Below are 21,170 nucleotides of genomic sequence, written 5' to 3' on the forward strand. Positions count from 1 at the left end.
AGTCTTTGGCAGAAGCAGTTATTGCATTGCCAGTGGAGGATTATAGTTTATTTCAAAATACCCTCATGGCAAAGATGATCAAAAAAACACCAGGGGTATGCGGTGGCCACGCTTGTATTCGGGATACCCGAATTGCAGTCTGGACAATTATTTCTCTTATCAATCAAGGAGGTACGGATTTGGAGTTACTGGCCGATTTTCCTGGATTAACTGCCTTTGATTTGTTGACCATCAAAGAATATTACCAATCTCATCAGCAGGAAATTGATAATCTTATTGATTACCAAGATCAAGAAAATTATCATGATTAAATTCTATAGCAACGAAAATTTATCCCTGGGCTTAGTTAATCAACTACGTCAATTAGGTTACAGTGTTTTGACTTCCTATGATGCAGGGAGAGCCAACCAAAGAATTACTGATTTATCTGTTTTGAAAGATGCAACAACTGATGGACGTTGTGTAATTACATTTAATCGAAATGATTTTATTGAATTACATTTGAATAGAATAAAACACAAAGGCATAATAATTTGTAAAGAAGATCGAGATCAGATTGGACAAGCATCAATAATTCATGATTTTTTAATTAATCAGAAAACTTTAGATAATCGTTTAATCAGAATATTAAAACAAAATCAACCTGGATTGAAGCAACCGCAATTTACGATTAAAGAGTATTACCCTAGTTAAAAATACGTTTGATGCCTCAATTTAAAGCTATTACGACTATTGCAATTATTTTTTATCGTTCCCATTATTTGTCTGGCAATACAACTCCCATTGATGCTCTTTGTCAAGCTTTAGAAAAACATAATTTAAATCCCCTTGCTATCTATGTGTCTTCCCTGCGGGAGCCTGACGTACAAGCAGAAATTTTAGCTATTCTAGAAAATTTGGACCAGCCCTTGGGAGCTATTTTAAACACCACTAGTTTTTCCCTCGCCAAGTTACAAAGACAGATCGGCAATCTGGAAATGATTCCCCTCTGGCAAAAACTAAATGTCCCGGTGCTCCAGGTAATTCTTAGTGGTGGCGATCGCCAACAATGGCAGGAAGGGTTGCGGGGACTGAACCCACGGGACTTAGCCATGAATGTGGCTTTGCCGGAAGTGGACGGCAGAATTATCACCAGGGCAATTTCTTTCAAAGCGATGGCAGCCCGTCATCCCCAACTGGAAACGGAGGTGGCAATTTATGAGCCTGTGCTGGATCGAGTTGAGTGGATAGCAGAACTAACTAAAAATATCATTAATTGCGCTCAAACTGAAATTTTCCAACGGAAAATTGCTCTAATTTTAGCCAATTACCCTAACAAAGATGGTCGTTTGGCTAATGGGGTGGGGTTGGATACCCCAGCTAGTTGTCTACAAATTTTAGAAGCTTTAAAAATTGCTGGTTATCATCTTTCCGCCATTCCTAAAGACACTGAAACTTTAATTAAACAATTAACCCAAGGGGTAACCAATGACCAGGAATTAGCCCAATATCGAACCGTTAATCAAACCATTGTCACAGAGAAAGTATGGCAATTTTTTTACAGTTTGCCCCAGTCTGTACAACAGGCAATGACAGAGCGGTGGCAAGTTAGGGAGAATTGGGATAATTTACCGGATCAATTTGCCATTAGCGGCATCCAATTTGGCAATATTTTCGTTGGTATTCAACCGGCTAGGGGCTATGATTTTGATCCTAGTTTGAATTACCATGCGCCGGATTTAGAACCCACCCTTCATTACCTTGCTTTTTATCTTTGGTTACGCCAGGAATTTTCTGCCCAGGCAATAATTCATCTAGGTAAACATGGCAATTTGGAATGGTTACCGGGCAAAAGTGTTGTTTTATCTGACCATTGCCATCCAGAGATTGCCCTAGGCCCATTACCTAATTTTTATCCCTTTATTGTCAATGATCCAGGGGAAGGAACCCAAGCTAAACGCCGTAGTCAGGCTTGTATTATTGATCATTTAACCCCTCCTTTAACCAGGGCAGAATTGTATGGCGACTTGGAAAAATTAGAGGCTTTAATTGATGAATATTATGAAGCCCAAGCCTTGGATCCAACTCGTGTTAAAACCATTGGCGATCGCCTCCGTAAATTATTGGCAACCAGCAATTTACAAACTGATTTAGGTTTAACCCCTCCGGCCCTGAAGGATTTACAACCCTTGTTAACTTCGGCGGATAGTTATCTGTGTGAACTAAAGGAGGCCCAAATTCGGGACGGCCTACATATTTTAGGTCAAACTCCCACAGGAGAGCAGTTGCGGGATTTGGCGATTAGTATTGCCCGATCGCCATCCTATCAAAGACTTGGTTTAACCCAGGCGATCGCCTTTGATTTAGAACTAGAATTTGATCCGGTTTTGGACGATCCTAATGAACCATGGCAATTGTCGTCAACCATGCAGATGAAGTTGCAACAATGGGAATTAACCCAATTTATTGAATTATTTAATTCCTGTCGGATAGGGGGACAGGTTATTGAAATTTTAGAAGAAATTGCCAAGCAGTTAGTGGGAAGTCTACTTGAAATAGTAATTGTCGATCAAAAAGTCAATTTATTCTTTCAAAAGCCCGACAGTAAAACTAAATCTAATCTTGATTATATCGAGCAAACTCTTTTACCAATGCTACAACAAACTCCCCAGGAAATCACTAATTTACTCCGGGGTTTAAATGGGGAATATATTGCCAGTGGGCCGGCGGGGGCACCTAGTCGTGGTCGCCCTGATGTACTGCCAACGGGACGGAATTTCTATGCGGTGGATATCCGGGCCATTCCCACAGAAACGGCTTGGGACATTGGCCGTCGAGCCGCTGAAACCCTGATTGAAAGGTACACCCAAGACCACGGAGAATATCCCCAAACTTTAGCTATTTCTATTTGGGGCACTTCCACCATGCGTACTGGCGGGGATGACATTGCCCAGGTTCTGGCCCTATTGGGAGTACAACCAGTGTGGGATAGCCCTTCCCGTCGCATTGTTGATTTTGAAATTTTGCCCACCACTGTACTAAAACGTCCCCGGGTGGATGTGACCATCAGAATTTCTGGATTTTTTCGGGATAGTTTCCCCAACTTGGTGGAATTTCTCCACCAGGCGATCGCCGCTGTTAGTCAATTGGATGAACCGGCAAATTTGAATCCTTTAGCAGAAAAAGTTAAGCAAGAAACCGAGCAATGGCAACAATTAGGTTTAGCAACGGAAGAAGCTGTAACTAAAGCAACCTATCGTATTTTTGGCTCTAAACCAGGGGCCTATGGTGCTGGCTTACAAGGATTAATTGAAGCGCAAAATTGGCAAGATGATAGTGACTTAGCCCGAGCCTATCTTAATTGGAGTTGCTATGCCTACGATCGCCAGGGCGTTGGCCACAATCAACCGGAAGTATTTGCCCAGCGCCTGCAAAATTTACAAATTGTTTTACATAACCAAGACAATCGAGAACATGACTTGCTCGACTCCGATGATTATTATCAGTTTCAGGGGGGATTAACAGCGGCGGTGCGGTCATTAACTGGGAAAAATCCCACCGTTTATTTTGGTGATAATTCTAATCCTGCCCAACCAAAAGTGAAGTTATTGACCCAAGAAATTGCCAAGGTTTATCGTTCTCGGGTGGTAAATCCTAAATGGATCGCTGGGGTAATGCGCCATGGCTATAAGGGGGCGTTTGAAATGGCCGCCACGTTAGATTATCTCTTTGCCTACGATGCCACTGCCCATTGTGTGGAGGATTTTATGTATACGGGAATAGCTCAGGCATACCTACTGGATGAAGAAGTGCAGAAATTTGTGCAACAGCACAATCCTTGGGCGTTAAGGGACATGGCGGAAAGATTATTGGAAGCAGAGCAAAGACAACTCTGGAGCAATGTTGACCCCCAACTACTAGATCAACTGCGGGCGATCGCCCATGGTGCGGAAGAAATTTTGGAAAATAGTCAAATTTACCCTAGACAAGAAAAGCTGAAATAAATTAGTTAGATATTGAATGGTGTAAATAGTCACCATTGTTTAGTATTTGATCAGCCTAATCTGCTCAAGTAATTTAACTAAAGGTACGTCCATGGCAATCACCGCATTTACCCTGGGGGATTTTTTCCAAGCCAACAGCTATATACCCCACGGCCATTGCTACCTTTGGCAAACTCCCCTGGTCTGGCTCCACGTCAGCGCTGATTTTTTCACGGCGATCGCCTACTACTCTATTCCCTTAACTCTGCTCTACTTTTTGCGGAAGCGCCAAGATATTCCTTTTCCTAATATTATTTTCCTGTTTAGTACTTTTATTTTATGCTGTGGCACCAGTCACTTTTTTGACATTATCACCCTTTGGTACCCTATTTATTGGATATCCGGTACAGTCAAAGCCTCCATGGCGATCGTCTCTATTATCACTGTGTTTGAATTAATTCAAATTGTACCCAATGCCCTAAATTTAAAATCCCCCACGGAATTAGCTACCCTCAATCTGGCTCTAAATCAAGAAATTAAAGAAAGGCAAACAGCGGAAATAGCATTGCAGGAGTTAAACAATAATCTTGAAAAAAGAGTGGAAGACCGCACTACCCAATTAGCAAAAATAAATCAACAATTAGAACAGGAAATTGAAGATAAAACCCGGGCAAAAGAAGATCTAGAAAAAAATAAAGATCAATTGGCGCAATTGGCTGCTATTGTCGAATCTTCCCAGGACGCAATTATTAGTAAAACCCTAGATGGTAACATCACCAGTTGGAACGAGTCTGCGGAAAGATTATTTGGCTACACAGCAGAAGAAATGATTGGAAGTCATATCACCAAACTTATTCCTGAGGAATTAATCTTGGAAGAAGACCTTATTGCTGAATGCATCCGCCAAGGTCAGAGAATTAACACCTACGAAACTCAAAGACAGCGTAAAGATGGTACTAAAATTGATGTTGCCCTGACCATTTCTCCCATTCGAGATGAACACAAAAATGTAGTGGGAGCCTCCAAAATTGTTAGGGATATTACCGCCAGATTGGATGTGGAAAATGCCCTACGGGAAAGTCAATATTTTATTGAAAAATTAGCTAATTATTCTCCCCAGATTCTTTATATTTTAGACCCCATTGCTTGGAAAAATATTTATGTCAATTATCAATCCTTCGAAATCCTAGGCTACACTCCAGAAGAATTTAAAAATGGGGGAACGGAGCTGTTGTTAAATATTGTGCATCCCGATGACATCCCAACCCTTTACGAAAATAAGAATTTTTGGCAAAAGTCCCAGGAAGGCCAAGTGTTGACCACTGAATATCGAATGCGCCACAAAAATGGTTCTTGGCGGTGGCTACGTTCTCGGGAAGTGGTTTTTGCTAGGGATGATTATGGGCAAGTTACTAAGGTTTTGGGCACAGCCCAGGATATTAGTGATAGCAAAGAACAGGAACAAAGACTTTATGAGCAAGGCCGCCGCGAATCATTATTAAGGGAAATTACCCAGCGTATCCGTCAGTCTTTAGATCTGCCAACTATTTTTAACACAGTAGTGCAGGAAATTCGTCAGTTTTTGGAAGCAGATCGGGTAGTTATTTTTCAGTTTTCACCCGACTCTGACTTTTCCGTTGGTAATATTGTGGCAGAGTCGGTATTGGCTCCATTTAAGCCAATCATTAATAGTGCAATTGAAGAAACTTGTTTTAGTAATAACTATGCCCAAAGGTATCAGCAGGGCAGAATTCAGGTCATTGAGGATATTCACCAGTCCCATCTTAGGCAATGCCACATTGACTTTCTTGCCAGGCTACAGGTCAGGGCAAACCTAGTGCTACCACTAATTAATGATGCCATTTTGTGGGGCTTATTGTGTATTCATCAATGTGACAGTTCTAGAGTTTGGGAACAAACAGAAATTGATCTGCTCAAGCAGATCACTAATCAGTTTGAAATTGCCATCCAACAGGCTACTTTGTACGAGCAGGCTCAACAAGAATTGGCTTCTAAAAATCAGCTTTTTGTACAATTAACCAACGAATTAGAGCAAAAAAAAGTATTGCTTAAGGAAATTCATCATCGAGTTAAAAACAATTTGCAAATTATGTCTAGTTTACTTTATTTGCAATTTAGTAAGGCTTCTCCAGCCATCCAGCAATTGAGTGAGGAATACCAGAATCGCATTCAATCCATGGCATTGATTCATGAGCAGTTATATCGTAGTGAAGACTTAGCTAATATTGATTTTAGTCAATATCTTAAAAATTTGACTCACAATATCTGCCAAAGTTACGGCTGTAATACTGATAGTATTAAAATTAAATTGTTGGTTGAACAAGTTAAAGTTCCTTTAGAGCAGTCCATTCCTTTGGGATTAATTATTCAGGAATTAGTTTCCAATGCTTTAAAACATGCTTTCCCAACGACGGAAGGGGAAATTTCGATTAAATTCACTTCAATGAACAGTCACTATAGTTTACAGGTGTGGGATAACGGAGTTGGAATTTCCAGGGATATAGATTTGGAAAATACAGATAGTTTGGGCATGCAACTTATCTACAGCCTAACTGAACAACTCCAGGGAGAATTGCACTATGAATATGTCGGTGGCGCTCAATTTGGGTTGGAATTTTCACTTTAGCTAGCTCCATCAAAAATCAACGAAAATCAACATTATTTGACTGCAACCATGGTAACCAAAATACTGATTGTAGAGGATGAAAGGCTAGTGGCCCAACACATTGCCCAATTATTAAAAAGTGATGGCTATGAAATTTGTGTGATCGCCAGTGATGGAGCAACGGCGCTGAAAAAAATTGCTGAGTTTTATCCAGATCTAGTTTTACTAGATATTCGTATTAAAGGAGAGATCGACGGGATAGAGGTGGCGGAACGGATAAAATCTCTTTACTCCATCCCCATTGTTTATCTCACAGCTTTTTCTGATGGGGAAACCCTGGAGCGGGCCCAGAAAACCAATCCCCAGGGCTATGTGATTAAGCCTTTTCGGCGGGAACAACTATTATCCACCGTGGCGATCGCCATAGCCAATCATCAACAGCAACGAAAACCTGAGGAAGATACCCTCTCCACGTCAACGGGCCATTATCGCCTGCAACCGACTTTGGACTATATCGAAGAGCATCTCGACCAAGGAATTACCGTTGAATTTCTGGCCGGGGCGATCGGCATGAGCACAGCCTACTTTTGTCGCTTTTTCCAAAAGGAAATGGGATGTTCCCCCTATCAATTTATTATCCAACAACGGGTTGAGCGGGCCAAAGCCATACTACTGGAAAGAGAATTGTCCATTAGCGAAGTAGCTTTGAGATGCGGCTTCAGTTCCCACAGTCAACTTAACCACCATTTTCGTAATCTCTTGGGCATTACCCCGAAAGAATATCGTAGTCGCTAGCAGTTTCCAAGCAAGATCCGGGCGAAAAAATAAAATCGATGTCAAAAATCAACTAGTTTGTCAAAAATCGACCAGGACAGGGTTGGGAATTTTTCCTAGGATGGGACTGTGCTGGTGAGCGACGGGCTGCGAATGCCATTGGCTCAAATCCCAACCTTGCCAAGGATTAGACCTACTCCTACCCGCTTATTTTTAGGCAAGTTCTTGCAGGTTTGAATCCTAACCGACATTTTTGCTTCTAGGCCTTGGATAGCGAGAGTTACCCTTGGCCACCAAACCTTGGCTAAGTCGATGCCTTTTGGTACCCCAACTAGCAGCAAACACCAGTCATCTTCCTTGAATCCTTCTCTGGTCAGTCCTACGGGTCACTGTTTGGAGCAATGCCTGGGGCATTGAGCATTTCCTCCCATGTCAATCACAACTGACAGTTAAAACAAGGGAATTACTCGGCCCTAGGTCTCCTTATCCCACTGACAACAGCATTAACCGAACACTGTTAAAGTTTATCTTTCCAAACATGCAAAGGAGTTTCCCATGACTGCTGTGATCACCCGCCAAATTCCTGGCCAATTCCTGCAAACCTTAATTAAGGAAAAAGCTACCGGGAGACTAACGGTATCCAATCCCCTCGATGAGTTGGTCACCTGGCAGGTCTATCTTGGCAAAGGGAAAATCAATTTTGCCAACAGTGGTGTAGGGGGAATGCAAAGAGTCAGATATCTCCTGGGTAATTACCTGAACGAAAATAAAATTAGCCTGCCTTCCCAAATCTCAGATGACTATAAATATATCTGTGATCTTTGGAAACAAGAACTGATTTCTTTTCAGCAAACTCGCTCAATTTTAACCCAGTTTACCCAGGAAGCATTGGTGCACTTTTTGTCTATTCCTATGACCCAATGTCACTTTGAGCAAGAAGATAGCATTAAAGACCTATTTCTGAATTTAGAATTAGCTAAAACCACCCAATCGGTGGAACATAAAATTAGATATTGGGGAGAGTTATATCCCCAGATCAATTCACCTTTCCAGCGTCCCTTGGTGGAGGATTGGCAGGAAGTGAAAACGATGCTGAATTTGAGCTATCGCCGCAGTGAACAGTGGTGTGAGCATTTATTGGAAGGCTTGGGAAACTTGTCTTGTTTGTATGAGCTGGCCCGAAAAACTAACAGCAGTGTTTTAGAGTTGGCTTTGTTATTTTATCCACGGGTTAAATCGGGAGAAATCAAAATGTTGCCCTATCAAGAAATTTCAGTTGACGATGCCAACTTCCCCGTGGTGATTTCCGTCAACAATCGTCCTTCTGTACAGAAAATTGTGCGAGAAATTTTAGGTCAGCGGGGTTTTAAAGTGGTTTGCATTGACGATCCCTGCCACGCTTTGGCGGCCGCCATCAGCCATAATCCCCAATTGATTCTAATTGACGCTGAGATGCCGGAGATCAGTGGTTATGAGCTTTGCCGTTTGTTGCGAAAATCTTCTGCTGTGAGGGAAACTCCCATTATTTTACTCAACCAAAATGACGGGGTAATGGAGCAAATTCAAGGGCGGTTAGCGAAAGCCTCCGGACAGATCAATAAACAGTTTTTATCCCAGGAATTACTGCAAGTCAGAAAAAACTATTTAGATTCTGTCCCTGTTCTTTGTCCCTAGAGGGAACTTTGTAATCTGTGGTAGATTTTATTGTGATTGAGTGATTCCAAATTTGTCTGGGGCCTGTTGCTGTGGTCTTAAACCGTTTAGCGTTGGCTTGCCTGTGGTTGGCATTGGTAATTTTTGCCTTTGGTTTTGCTCCCCCCAGCAATCCCCAAACTTTAGTTTTGATAAAATCCCTTTCCCTGGGGCAGTGGCAGGACATTAACCCGGTGATTATTGCCCTGTTTAATCTGATGGGTATTTGGCCCATGACCTATGCCGCTATGCTATTAGGCGATCGCCAAGGAAGAAAATTTCCTGCTTGGCCCTTTGTGGCGGGGTCGTTCTTTTTGGGAGCCTTTGCCCTACTGCCCTATTTGGTTTTCTGGCCACCGACGGCACCAACTGATCCCGCACCATCGAACTTGGGATCATCAAAACTGACTAAATTCTGGCGCTCTCCCTGGTTAGGGCGAGTTTTATTCCTGTTGGCGATCGCCTGTGTATCCGGTGCTGTGTTTAGGGGGGATTGGGCTGATTATGGACAACAATTGCAAACAAACCAATTCATCGCCGTGATGAGCAGTGATTTTCTCTGCTTGACCCTGGCTTTTCCGCTGGTATTAGCCCAGGAATTGAAGCATCAAAAAGCTTCTCCCTCTTTGCTTCTCGTTTTGGGCAGTACAGTTCCGCTATTTGGCGCTTTAGCTTATTTAAGTATCCGTCCCAATTTTGTAGTCAAAGACCAAATATCCTAAGACCTTGTTCATTGCCTCTGGTCGAGCATTTTGGGAGAAAAAACGCTAAACCTACCGGATTTAGTGAATATTTGTAGGTATTAAAACGGGCTTTAACTATCAGCCTGACCGTTGAGATAATCCACCAAAGCCCTCAATCCCAAACGATAACTATTCAACCCAAAGCCACAAATTTGTCCGATCGCCACTGGGGCAATGTGGGAAATATGCCGAAATGATTCCCGCTTATGGATATTACTTAAATGCACTTCCACACAGGGTAGTTGCACAGCTGCTAAAGCATCTCGCAGGGCAATACTAGTGTGAGTATAGGCCGCCGCATTAAAAACAATGCCGTGGTAATTTCCTAGGGCTCCATGGATGGCGGTGACCAATTGCCCTTCACTATTGGATTGGAAAGTACTCACCTCTGCCTCTAAATCGACGCCATCTTCCCGCAGGCAGGCGTCAATTTCCCCTAGGGTTAGGGATCCATAAATACCCGGTTCCCGCTGGCCCAGCAAATTCAAATTGGGACCGTGGAGCACCAATACTTTCCACACCGTTGTCATACTAAACCAAACAGCCCTGATTAACGACGGGAACGGCGATCGTTAACGGGAATGGGAATTAGTTCTGGCTCCGGTTCCCCCTGGGGGCCGAGCAAACCCTCAATCAGCTTCTGGGCCAGTTCTCTGAGTTTATCGAGCAGTTTTTCTAAATAGTCCATTACCAAGGACGACTCCTGTGATGATGTCTAACCGAACCCGGACGGAATAACTAAAACTGAATCTGTTCAATAAAGTCACAGTCTAACGTGATAGCCACAACCGTTGGGACAAACCCCCCGGCAGTGATTCCAGTTCAAACCTTATTCGGCCAAGGCTCAGAATGTATGAGGGGGCTAGGGAAATTTATTTTTAGCCCATGGGAACAGCCTAACACAATTTTTTCGGACAGAGATCCACCGATTTTGGGCCAATCCCAACGATAAAGCACCGATTTTTCCCTTCTGGAAGTGGTTGGAACAGCATAGGGATACCGTATATTGGGGGGTGTCGTTTCGCCCCGGAGGTTGCCATGACAGAGGTCACTACGACTGTTCGACTAAATCCCGACCGAGAGGAGCTACAAAAATTAGTGCGGGCCCAGATTGAAACTCTGCTAGAAACCTCCCAATTCGATGCCGCTAAAACCATTCTCACCCCTGTGCAACCGGCGGATATTGCTGATGTGATCGAGTCTCTGCCCAGTCGTTTACAGGTGCTAGCCTTTCGTTTACTTTCCAAAAATGAGGCGATCGATGTTTATGAGCATTTAGCTCCACCAGTGCAGGAATCCCTGCTAGAAGATTTTAAGCATCCTGAAGTACTGGAAATTTTTAACCAAATGTCCCCCGATGACCGGGTCAGGCTATTGGACGAACTTCCGGCCAAGGTGGTGCGGCAACTATTCAAACACCTCAGCAACGAAGAACGCAAAGCTACTTCCCTACTGTTGGGCTATAAACCGGAAACCGCTGGCCGGATTATGACCACGGAATATGTTTCCCTCAAGGAAGATTACACCGCCAGCCAAGCCCTAGACCACATCCGCCACATTGCCACCAGCTTTGAAACTATTTACGTCCTCTACGTTACCAACGAATCCCGACGCCTAACGGGAACTCTTTCCCTGCGTAATTTGGTTATGGCCAAGCCGGAGGAATATATCGGACAAATTATGGTGCCTGATGTGGTATCCGTCCACACCAACACAGACCAGGAAGAAGTGGCCCGCACCATTCAGCACTACGATTTTTTGGCGGTGCCCGTGGTGGATTCAGAACAAAGATTGGTGGGCATTGTCACTGTGGACGATGTGATCGACATTTTGGAGGAAGAAGCCACGGAAGATATTTATACCGCTGGAGGAGTGCAGTCCCAAGGAGATGACTATTTCAAAAGTAGTTTGATGACAGTGGCCCGTAAGCGGGTGGTGTGGTTATTTATTCTTTTAGTCACCAATACCCTCACCAGTCAGGTGATTCACTCCCAGGAAGATGTGCTACAAAAAACCATTGCTTTGGCTGCCTTCATACCTTTGTTAATCGATGCGGGGGGCAATGTGGGGGCCCAGTCTTCCACTGTGGTGATCCGGGGTTTGAATACGGAGGATGTGCGGCTCACCCAAGTGTTACCGGTCATTGCTAGGGAAGGGGGAGCCGGAGCTTTATTGGGTTTAATGCTGGGCATTGTGGTGACGGTGTGGGCCTATTTTCTCCAAGGAGATTGGCTGGTGGCCATCACGGTGGGTAGTAGCCTGTTCATTATTTCCCTGTTGGCGGCTTTTGCTGGAGGGGGTTTACCGTTTTTGTTTAAGTCGATGAAGTTGGACCCAGCTTTGATGTCGGCCCCTTTTATCACCACGGCGGTGGATGTGTTGGGGGTGGCCATTTATTTGCTCATTGCCCGCTCTTTATTGGGAATTTGATGGGGGCTTTGGCTCCACAACCTGGGACAAGGGACGTTGAAAGCCTTTTACTATTTTCCTACTACTTTCTACCACTCCACCGTTTGTCTTTCCTCCACCACCCTTTCGTAAATAGCGGCGGTTTCTTTTGCCAACTTAGACCAATTAAAGCGGATGCCCAAATCTTTGTAGGCTGCTTCCACCAGCTGTTTGGCCAGGGATGGATTAGAAAGAATTTCCAAAATGCCGTGGGCTAGGGAATCGGGATTATTGGTTTGGGTGACAATGCCTGTGCTATGGTGACGTACCACCTCCGCTAGTCCACCAGTATTAGATACTACTACGGGTACCCGGGCAGCAAAACTTTCCAGGGCGACAATGCCAAAGGGTTCGTACAAACTGGGAAAAACGGCACAGTCGGCAATGGTTTGGAATTTGTCTAAATCTTCGTCGGACATGAAGCCGGTGAAAAAACAGTGTTCCCAAATTCCCAGGTTCCATGCTAATTGCTTCAGGCGATCAGTGTTGCCTCCGCCAATAATGACAAATTTCACTTGATCATTGAGGGCTTCCAGTACCTGGGGGGCAGCGGTTAACAGAACGGAAATTCCTTTTTCATAGGTCATGCGACCAACGTAGTAAACGATTTTTTCTCCATCTTCGGCAAATTTGCGGCGAAAATTACGGTAATCAAAGTCTGGACGACGGTGCTTTTTTTCCGGACGAATGCCGTTATAGATAACGTCAATTTTGTCCCAGGGGGTGCCAAAGGCTCTTTCCAGTTCATGGCGCATGTAGTTGCTGCAAACAATTACCCGCCAACCGTTGTAGATTAAAATTCCTTCTTTGCCGGCAATGTAGCGTTGAGTATCGTTGTAAAGACCGTTATAGCGGCCGTATTCCGTGGCGTGGATAGTCACCACCAGGGGAATTTTACCGTGGTGCTTAAGGTTAATGGCCACATCTCCCACCAGCCAATCGTGGGCGTGGATAACATCAAATTTTTTCTGTTCCTGGAATAGGGCTTGCCCTCTCTGTTCCATGGCACGGTTCATGTTATCTACCCATTGGAAAAAGTCATTGCTGGGGGGCACTGGCACTCGGTAAATGTGGATGCCATCGACCATTTCCTGGGACGGACTTTCCTCTGTGGCCACGGTAATTAAATGGATCTCATAGCCCTGTTGAACTAATTCTGGGTAGAGTTCTGCCACATGGCGAGCAATGCCGCCGACAATGCGGGGGGGAAATTCCCAAGCTAGCACCAAGATTTTCATGGCTGTGACCAATTTTTGTGAGTGCATGGAGGGAAAGTCGGGGCTATTGGTGTCGTGGGCACTCTAAAACATTATGCGCAATCGTGGCGTGGCCACACGGCCAAATTCGTTTCGGAGGTTAGTTAATTTTGCTGGAGTTCTGGCTTTCGAGTTGCAGTCAATTGCCAATGTTTGCCCAACTGAGGGAATGAAGAACCGGCTAAAGATTGGTGCTAAATGTCCGGAGACTCCACCCAAACAGTAAACTTGCCATAGGAACTTTTTCAATCTGTGTCAGGGAGGCGAGTGTGGACGATACTTACCAAGGCTATATCAATCGGGTGGCGCCCCAAACCTTGGCGATCGCCTACGAGCAACAATTGATTAATGCTCAAGGTTCTCCCAAGTTTGACCAAGGACAGCCGGTGCCTTTTCCCGGTTTCAGTGTGGTAACTCCTATTGCCGCTGATGATCCCACTAACCAGAGCTTTTATGGCCATCTGACTACTGTACAGGGCCAGGTGGGAGAAATTTTGGGGGAGAGTTTTGTGGCGGTGCCCCCGGAAAGCTTGCACCTCACCGTAGCAGACTTGATTTGGGATGGCCCCTACCAGGCCCTACGTCGTCATAATCCTGACTTTGAAAAACAACTTTGTAACTGTTTGCAACATTCCTTTGCGGATCACCAACATCAGTCGGGGCCATACTCCGGCTGCCAATGGCAGGTCCTGGGATTGTTGGTTTTACCCCGTTCCTTGGGGGTGGTTTTGGTGCCCCAACGGGAAGCGGATTATGAACCGATACTTAAGGTACGACGGGCCATTTTCCAAAATCCCACCCTGATTGGTTTAGGCATTGAGCAACAGTACCGTTACACGGCCCACATCACCCTTGGTTACTTCGACCCGGCGATCGAGAAGTTGGCAGATTCGATCGGAGTTAGTGAACAGTTGGCTGCTGTCAATGACCGCTGGATTGGCCATGACCCAGAGATTTTAGATATTCATAGCATTGAGCTGCGCTATTTCAGCGATATGACCCAATTTACTCGCCAGGACTACTATCCCGTTTTGAGGGCTAGCTAGGCCCATTGCCGCCAGGGGATTCTCTCATTAATACACAAATTTTTGTCCGTAAACATTACAGTGTACAGGGCCAATTTCTGGCTTGTGCATAGGTTACGGCTGGAATTTTTGGGTTTAGATGGGAAAAGAGATATTTTGTTAATCTGCGGAAGTATTTACCAAGATGTTTAAATTCCTTGCCAATAATTATTCACAATCTTTGGGGTTAACTGCTTGCCTGGGGCTATTCACCTACTTGGCGATCGCCGTTCCAGTGGAAGCCCAGGGGCAAAATAGTTTTGAAAATTACCGTCAGCAATGCCTGCGTCGGGTGGAACAGGCTGGCATTAAGGGGGCGGCGGCTCAGGAAATGTGCAACTGCACAATTAATAAGTTCAAGCAAAAATATTCCCTGGCAGAATTTACCAAGCTTGTGCAACAGTCGGAAACCAACCAGGCGATCGCCAGACAATTGGCGGAAGTAGGGGAAGAGTGTTTGTACGAATAGGATCACCCCAAACTGAAGACTAATCCCTTTCCAATCCACTCAGGGCAACGGTTTAGCCAAAGCCGAAGCCACCTCTGCCAAACAACGGGCATCCGACACCATCCAGGCATGGACCAGCACAGGCAAAATAATTTCTTGTCCAATTTCTAAATGGGAACTACTGGGGGGCAGAATCATCAAGTCGAAGGGGGTCCAAATCACCGTCACCTGGAGTCCCGCTAATAACTGACAACAATCTCGGTTTAAATCCCTCAAAAAGTCACTCTGCCAGGCCATTTCCCTCACTCCTTGGTGGGGCAAACTATAACCCAGGAGAGTACCTTGGTTGGGGGCTGAAATGGTGATGTAGCGCCTAACCCGTTCCCCCCCCCCCAGTCGTTGTAAATAATAACGGGTTACTAACCCTCCCATACTAAAACCAATTAAATCCACTGGTTGCTGGGGCGCAAATTTTTGATCAATATATTGCTTCACTTGCTCCGCCAACAATGCTAGGGAAGTACTGCCATCGTTGGGCACTAGGTCTAAACAATGAACTGACCAGCCGCCCTTGGTCAAAAAATCCACCATGGTGGCAAATTTAGCCCTGGTGTCGTAAATGCCATGGACTAACACAACAGGATGACGGTCCGGAAATTCTGCTACCACTAGGTTCTACAAACTCAGCAAACGGTAACTTTCGCTGAAAAAGCGTTTGACTACATTTTGACTATCTACCTGGGGCCGGCGCTTAATTTTCTTGCTGAGGCGGAGACGGGTGCCATCTTCATTCCAATGAACTTGGTCAAAAACTTGCATGAGAATACCCAAACCTCGACCATTTTCCGACTCATCCGGGGGAAACCAGGGACTAACACAATTGGGGCAATCAAGTACCACCTGGGGACAAGGACAGGGACGGTCAAACCCCATACCCTGATCGGTGATGATCCAACAATAACCCTGGGGCGACTGGCGGTATTCCACTGTGATGCATTTCCCTGGATTGAGAGCATTGCCATGGGTAGCTGCATTGACTAAGGCTTCCTGTAAACCCAACCTGACCTCGTTGTGCAGAGGTTTGGGGACAGAGTTGAGTAATAGATCAAGGATGGGATAAAGGTAAAGGGTCGAAGAAAAACTGACTTTTTGCCAATGGGATTGCCTGTGGGGAAAATTAATGTTTAGCAAGCGCTCCACCTCACACCGGACTAGTAGCAATCTAACAGTACTGATGGCAACCATTATACTCGATCGCCTGGGAGGCCTGAATGTGCTGGCCGCTACCATAACCCTGAGGAATCCTTTGCTTAACCATTGACCGCTTTGAGAATTACTGCACACTCCACATGGGCTGTTTGGGGAAAGAAATCACAACCCTGAACCCAGGTAATTCCATAGAAGCCCTCGGCACAGAGAAATTTCAAGTCCCTCGCTAGGGTGGGGGGCTGGCAACTAATGTAGGCAATTTTTTCGGGGCGCTGTCGGATAATTTCCCTGAGCACTTCTGGTGCACAACCCTTACGGGGAGGATCAAGGAGTAAAACATCGGGAATCTCTGACAGGGTGGGTAAAACGGTCTCTACGGTACCAGCCAAAAAATCCACATTGGCAATCTGATTGATCTCAGCGTTGCGCTGTCCCTGGTGCACCGAATCTTGGTTGACCTCAATGGCGATCGCCTGGCGGACTTGGCGGGCGAGGGGGAGGGTGAAAGTGCCCACCCCAGCATAGGCGTCCACCAACAATTCGGCGCCTTGCAAATTTAATGCTTGCTGAAGCCTGGTTAACAGTAGCTCTGCCGCCCCGCTGTTAACTTGGAAAAACGTATTAGCCCCCAGGCTAAAGCTCAGATCAGCAAACTTTTCTCGACAAATACCCCGCCCTGCAATCACCACGGTCTCATCGCCAAAAATGCGATTGTTGGGTTCGGGCTGAATATTTAAACAAATGCCGCCCAAATCGGGATAGCGCTCCAACCATTCCCCAGCCTGTTCTTCCAAATCCGGTAAACCTTTATGGGCCGAAATCAGGGTCAGTAACATTTCCCCCGTACGTTGGCCAATGCGTAGGCTTAGGTGACGTAATTTGCCCTGCTTTTTCTCTTCGTCATAGATAGACCAACCCCGATTTTCAATATCTTTCTTCACCTCGGTCAGCAATAAATTTAGGCGATCATCCTGCACAGGGCATTGGTTAATATTTACCAAACGATGGCTACCCTTGCGGTAATAACCAGCTTGCACCTGGCCGGTTTTGGAGCGACTTAGGGGATAGGTGGCTTTGTTGCGATAACCCAAGCTAGCGGGGGACTGTAATAGAGGCTCCAGGGGCAAAGTGGTGAAACCACCAATACGCTCCAGGGCGTCAATAATTTGTTGTTGCTTACTTTCTACCTGGAATTGATAATCCAGATGTTGCCATTGGCAACCGCCACATTTATCCGCCACAATGCAGGACGGGCGGGTGCGCTGGACAGAAGGTTCTAAAATTTTGAGCAATTGGGCCAAGGCATAATTTCTTTTGACTTTTACCAAGCGGACTTCCAGGCGATCGCCGGGGGCCGTGTCGGGCACAAACACTACTCGCTCATTAAAGCGGCCAATACCCTCCCCTTGGTGATTGAGGCCGGTAATGGTCAGTTCCACTACGGACCCCTGTTGCCAAAGAGGGCTAGTGGCGAAATTATTACTTTGGGTCATCGAAAATTATTTACCAATACTCTATGGGGCCTTAATTACGACCATTGTATCTTGTCGTCGCTGGGCAGATTTTTAAAGTAAAAATTAAGAAATAATCCGAGGGAACATAATACAAATCAAAGTACCTTAAACCATTCCTTCGCTGGTGTGGTTGTCAAACTCGTCATCTTTGCTCCATCGTTAATGGTGATTTAACCAGCCAATTGCCCTATCTAATTCTGAACTCTACAACAAAAAACTGTACCCCACTTTCTTTACTTTATTCCTCTTCAATAGGCCCTTAGCCTGGGCCAAGGCTCTGCCAAAGAGTGGGAAACTGGAAAGGGGGATTTTAGCTACTACCGTTTTTGCTCTCGTTTTCCATGACCACCGATTACCTCGAAAGAATTCTTAAAGCCCGGGTTTACGATGTGGCGATCGAAACTCCGTTGGATTTGGCGGCCAATTTATCGAAGCGGCTGGGTAACCGGGTTTACTTTAAGCGGGAAGACCTACAGCCGGTCTTTTCCTTTAAGTTACGGGGGGCCTATAACAAAATGGCCCAGTTATCACCGGAATTATTGGCAAAAGGAGTAATTGCAGCTTCGGCGGGTAACCATGCCCAGGGAGTGGCCCTAGGAGCTTCCAAGTTGGGTACCAGGGCGATTATTGTTATGCCCGAAACCACTCCTCAGGTGAAAGTGGAGGCGGTCAAAGCTCGGGGCGGTGTGGTGGTGCTCTATGGCGAAACCTATGACGATGCCTATGGCCATGCCCGACAGTTGGAGCAGGAAAAAGGGCTAACTTTTATCCATCCTTTTAATGATCCCGACGTGATTGCTGGCCAAGGCACCATTGGCATGGAAATTCTACGTCAGTATCAACAGCCCATTGATGCCATTTTTGTGGCGATCGGTGGCGGTGGGCTGATTGCGGGGGTAGCGGCCTACGTTAAACGCCTCTATCCAGAAATTAAAATTATCGGCGTGGAACCAACGGATGCCGATGCTATGCGCCAATCTTTGGCGGCGGGAAAACGGGTCAAGCTAAACCAAGTGGGACTGTTTGCGGATGGTGTGGCGGTGCGGGAAGTGGGGGATTTAACTTTTCCCCTCTGTCAGCAATATGTGGATGATATTTTGCTGGTGGATACGGACGACACCTGTGCGGCCATCAAAGATTGCTTTGAAGATACCCGCTCAATTTTGGAGCCGGCGGGAGCGTTGGCCATTGCGGGACTGAAACAATATGTCCAAAAGCAAGGCTGTCGAGACCAAACCCTAGTGGCGATCGCCTGTGGGGCGAATATGAACTTTGACCGATTGAGATTTGTGGCGGAACGGGCCGAGTATGGGGAACAGCGAGAGGCCATTTTTGCAGTGACCATTCCCGAACAAAGGGGCAGTTTAAGAAAATTTTGTGAAGGGTTAGGGAAACATAACATTACCGAATTTAGTTACCGCATTGCGGAGGGGCCCGATGCTCATATTTTTGTCGGCATTCAGGTGCAAAACCGCAGTGATGCGTCCCAACTGGCCGCCAGCTTTAACCGCCAAGGTTTTAAAACCCTCGATTTAACCGATGACGAACTGACGAAGCTCCATTTGCGCCATATGGTGGGGGGCCGTCCCCCCCAGGTGACCCAATTGGAAAATCAACGGGAATTACTCTACCGATTTGAATTTCCTGAGCGGCCAGGGGCATTGATGAAATTTTTGGGCTGTATGGATCCAGCCTGGAATATTAGTTTGTTCCATTACCGTAACCACGGGGCCGACTACGGCAGAATTGTCGTCGGCATGCAGGTTCCCTTGGCAGAAATGGAACAGTGGCAACAGTTTTTAGCCAATTTAGGCTATCGCTATTGGGACGAGAGTGATAATCCGGTTTATCGTCTCTTTCTTCGCTAATTTTTTGCCCCATTCGTGCTAGTAATGGGAGGTATCTTTGTTAGTTACCCTAATTTCTGGCCCTGGTTACGGCTCCGGCCTGTGCTTGGGAAACAGTGAGAAATTATCGGTAAAATGTCGGCGAAAGCCTACAAAAGTTAGGAACATTTTGGTAAATTGTCACGACAGGGATAGGAAAATGAAACTCGGTCATTATTGACCGAAAAAGAAAGGGCCTGACCTTAGTAGCTCCTCGCCACTGAGTTGCCGCTCCTTTCCTCCCTGAACCGATGAACCTGCCAATCTAGCAAGAATATTTGCAGTTGATGCCGTTTACCGTGGTCTGGGTTCGCAATCACCCCGGCTTTGGTAGCAACACTAGTTCATCCCATTGACCCCTTTCACTTTACCCAGGAAATACGGACGGTAAACTATGATTTTGACCAAGTTAAAAGACTTCGTCGGCATCAGTGAACACGATGAGTACGAAGAGGATTACGACGAAGAAATGGAGTTTCCCCAGTCAGTGGCCTCCCAGCCGCCGGCCGAAGAAGTTGCCCCTCCCCCTCGCATTAGCCGCGAACCCTTAAGCTTAAATAATGAAACCTCTATTGGTACAGGAGTAAGAAATAACGTGATTGGTATGCCCGGCATCAACAACAGTGTGGCAGAGGTGGTCGTCGTCGAACCCCATTCCTTCGATGAAATGCCCCAGGTGATTCAAACCCTACGGGAACGGAAGTCGGTGGTGTTAAACCTGAATGTGATGGACCCCGAAGAAGCCCAGCGAGCCGTGGATTTTGTGGCCGGTGGTACTTTCGCCATGGATGGCCACCAAGAACGCATTGGTGAGAGTATTTTTCTGTTTACCCCCAACTGCGTCAAAGTCAGTTCTTTGGCAGGTCGTAGTCAGGAAAGCAATGAAACTTCCTCCTCCGTTTCCTCCGATAATTTTCCCACTTGGGGCTATGAAACCAGCCGTTTAGCTCAATAGTTGCTGGGTCAAGATTTAGGCACTGTTGCTAATTGTGATTTCGACAGCTATGCCAAATATTTGAATGCTTAAAAGCTCTGACGTTGGCGATCAGGGCTTTTTTCTTAATTGCTTAATTCCCGGCAAATTCCCCAGCAGTTTAAAATTGGGGCAAGTCCTTGGTCTTTTTCAACGTTTGGCTTAACGTTATCCGCCATGCATGATTCCCCTGAAGCTTCTAGTCCGGCCCCCACTCCCCATCCTGAAACCACCCGCACTCCTCCCTGGGGCATGGTCACCATGTTGGAAGAAGGCCCCCGTTATCGGATTAATCGCATTGTGGTCAAACCGGGACAACATATGAGCACCCAAATGCATTACCACCGCAGTGAACATTGGGTAGTGGTGTCGGGTACGGCCAAGGTGATCTGTAACGGTGAGGAAAAATTGTTAAATCAGAAAGAATCTACCTATGTGCCGATGAACACTCCCCATCGGGTAGAAAATCCTGGGGTAATTGACTTGGTGATGATTGAGGTGCAAAACGGTGAATATTTGGGGGATGACGACATTGTCCGTTTCCCCGAGGAGCTTCCAAAGTCCTAAGTAAAATA

Annotated in this window: 19 protein-coding genes; 13 read left to right on the forward strand and 6 right to left on the reverse strand. The window is 45.9% G+C overall.

The genetic code is table 11. The annotated features are described in order from the left end of the window. Nucleotides 1-5: 5 nt before the first annotated feature. From SYNPCCP_RS04200 to SYNPCCP_RS04230, 7 genes are all read left to right on the forward strand, one after another. Nucleotides 6-311 (forward strand): DUF433 domain-containing protein, encoded by a 306-nt coding sequence (locus SYNPCCP_RS04200; RefSeq protein WP_228670069.1) that lies wholly within the window; start codon nucleotides 6-8, stop codon nucleotides 309-311. Then, entirely contained in the window at nucleotides 304-693 is a 390-nt protein-coding gene (locus SYNPCCP_RS04205; protein ID WP_010872022.1) for a DUF5615 family PIN-like protein, read from the forward strand. The genes SYNPCCP_RS04200 and SYNPCCP_RS04205 overlap by 8 nt, the downstream gene beginning before the upstream one ends. An 11-nt stretch (nucleotides 694-704) precedes the next feature. Next, entirely contained in the window at nucleotides 705-3,983 is a 3,279-nt protein-coding gene (cobN, locus tag SYNPCCP_RS04210) for a cobaltochelatase subunit CobN (RefSeq protein WP_010872023.1), read from the forward strand. A 91-nt stretch (nucleotides 3,984-4,074) separates the two neighbouring features. Continuing rightward, the gene (locus tag SYNPCCP_RS04215) at nucleotides 4,075-6,609 is read left to right on the forward strand and encodes a PAS domain S-box protein (protein ID WP_010872024.1); all 2,535 of its coding nucleotides are present in this window, start codon (nucleotides 4,075-4,077) and stop codon (nucleotides 6,607-6,609) included. Between the two features lie 48 nt (nucleotides 6,610-6,657). Then, nucleotides 6,658-7,383, forward strand: a complete 726-nt coding sequence (locus SYNPCCP_RS04220) for a response regulator transcription factor (RefSeq protein WP_010872025.1) — start codon at nucleotides 6,658-6,660, stop codon at nucleotides 7,381-7,383. A gap of 534 nt (nucleotides 7,384-7,917) precedes the next feature. After that, the gene (locus tag SYNPCCP_RS04225; RefSeq protein WP_010872026.1) at nucleotides 7,918-9,036 is read left to right on the forward strand and encodes a response regulator; all 1,119 of its coding nucleotides are present in this window, start codon (nucleotides 7,918-7,920) and stop codon (nucleotides 9,034-9,036) included. A 71-nt stretch (nucleotides 9,037-9,107) separates the two neighbouring features. Further along, entirely contained in the window at nucleotides 9,108-9,776 is a 669-nt protein-coding gene (locus tag SYNPCCP_RS04230; protein ID WP_010872027.1) for a hypothetical protein, read from the forward strand. A 92-nt stretch (nucleotides 9,777-9,868) separates the two neighbouring features. On the opposite strand, the gene aroQ is transcribed toward SYNPCCP_RS04230, so the two are convergent. Together aroQ and SYNPCCP_RS17400 are read right to left on the reverse strand one after the other, a co-directional pair. Then, on the reverse strand, nucleotides 9,869-10,327 hold the full coding sequence (gene aroQ / locus SYNPCCP_RS04235) for a type II 3-dehydroquinate dehydratase (RefSeq protein ID WP_010872028.1): 459 nt from the start codon (nucleotides 10,325-10,327) through the stop codon (nucleotides 9,869-9,871). Nucleotides 10,328-10,347: 20 nt separating this feature from the next. Then, nucleotides 10,348-10,485: a hypothetical protein gene (locus SYNPCCP_RS17400; protein ID WP_020861548.1), complete on the reverse strand. Its 138-nt coding sequence runs from the start codon at nucleotides 10,483-10,485 to the stop codon at nucleotides 10,348-10,350. A 350-nt stretch (nucleotides 10,486-10,835) separates the two neighbouring features. On the opposite strand from SYNPCCP_RS17400, the gene mgtE reads away from it, so the two are divergent. Then, nucleotides 10,836-12,227, forward strand: coding sequence for a magnesium transporter (mgtE, locus tag SYNPCCP_RS04245; protein WP_010872029.1), 1,392 nt, complete (start codon nucleotides 10,836-10,838; stop codon nucleotides 12,225-12,227). A 68-nt stretch (nucleotides 12,228-12,295) separates the two neighbouring features. Here the strand turns inward: mgtE and SYNPCCP_RS04250 are convergent, their stop codons facing one another. Then, on the reverse strand, nucleotides 12,296-13,483 hold the full coding sequence (locus tag SYNPCCP_RS04250; protein ID WP_041425932.1) for a glycosyltransferase family 4 protein: 1,188 nt from the start codon (nucleotides 13,481-13,483) through the stop codon (nucleotides 12,296-12,298). 287 nt (nucleotides 13,484-13,770) lie between these two features. Here SYNPCCP_RS04250 and SYNPCCP_RS04255 point away from each other — a divergent pair, with 287 nt between their 5' ends. Next, on the forward strand, nucleotides 13,771-14,547 hold the full coding sequence (locus SYNPCCP_RS04255; RefSeq protein ID WP_020861549.1) for a DUF1868 domain-containing protein: 777 nt from the start codon (nucleotides 13,771-13,773) through the stop codon (nucleotides 14,545-14,547). Nucleotides 14,548-14,710: 163 nt separating this feature from the next. Then, complete coding sequence (locus tag SYNPCCP_RS04260; protein ID WP_010872032.1) at nucleotides 14,711-15,034, forward strand: hypothetical protein; 324 nt, start codon at nucleotides 14,711-14,713, stop codon at nucleotides 15,032-15,034. 39 nt (nucleotides 15,035-15,073) lie between these two features. On the opposite strand, the gene SYNPCCP_RS04265 is transcribed toward SYNPCCP_RS04260, so the two are convergent. The 3 genes from SYNPCCP_RS04265 to rlmD form a co-directional block, all read right to left on the reverse strand. Beyond that, nucleotides 15,074-15,682 carry a triacylglycerol lipase gene (locus tag SYNPCCP_RS04265; protein WP_010872033.1) on the reverse strand — a complete coding sequence of 203 codons (609 nt, stop codon included), beginning with the start codon at nucleotides 15,680-15,682 and terminating at the stop codon, nucleotides 15,074-15,076. Nucleotides 15,683-15,688: 6 nt separating this feature from the next. Next, entirely contained in the window at nucleotides 15,689-16,204 is a 516-nt protein-coding gene (locus tag SYNPCCP_RS04270) for an anti-sigma regulatory factor (RefSeq protein ID WP_014407171.1), read from the reverse strand. A 119-nt stretch (nucleotides 16,205-16,323) separates the two neighbouring features. Next, nucleotides 16,324-17,715 carry a 23S rRNA (uracil(1939)-C(5))-methyltransferase RlmD gene (gene rlmD / locus SYNPCCP_RS04275; RefSeq protein WP_010872035.1) on the reverse strand — a complete coding sequence of 464 codons (1,392 nt, stop codon included), beginning with the start codon at nucleotides 17,713-17,715 and terminating at the stop codon, nucleotides 16,324-16,326. 362 nt (nucleotides 17,716-18,077) lie between these two features. On the opposite strand from rlmD, the gene ilvA reads away from it, so the two are divergent. The 3 genes from ilvA (at nucleotide 18,078) to SYNPCCP_RS04290 (ending at nucleotide 21,162) form a co-directional block, all read left to right on the forward strand. Continuing rightward, entirely contained in the window at nucleotides 18,078-19,604 is a 1,527-nt protein-coding gene (ilvA, locus tag SYNPCCP_RS04280) for a threonine ammonia-lyase, biosynthetic (protein WP_010872036.1), read from the forward strand. A 412-nt stretch (nucleotides 19,605-20,016) separates the two neighbouring features. Further along, complete coding sequence (locus SYNPCCP_RS04285; protein ID WP_010872037.1) at nucleotides 20,017-20,577, forward strand: cell division protein SepF; 561 nt, start codon at nucleotides 20,017-20,019, stop codon at nucleotides 20,575-20,577. A gap of 195 nt (nucleotides 20,578-20,772) precedes the next feature. Continuing rightward, complete coding sequence (locus SYNPCCP_RS04290; protein WP_010872038.1) at nucleotides 20,773-21,162, forward strand: phosphomannose isomerase type II C-terminal cupin domain; 390 nt, start codon at nucleotides 20,773-20,775, stop codon at nucleotides 21,160-21,162. Nucleotides 21,163-21,170: the final 8 nt, after the last annotated feature.

The sequence above is a fragment of the Synechocystis sp. PCC 6803 substr. PCC-P genome (assembly GCF_000284455.1).
Taxonomy (GTDB): domain Bacteria; phylum Cyanobacteriota; class Cyanobacteriia; order Cyanobacteriales; family Microcystaceae; genus Synechocystis.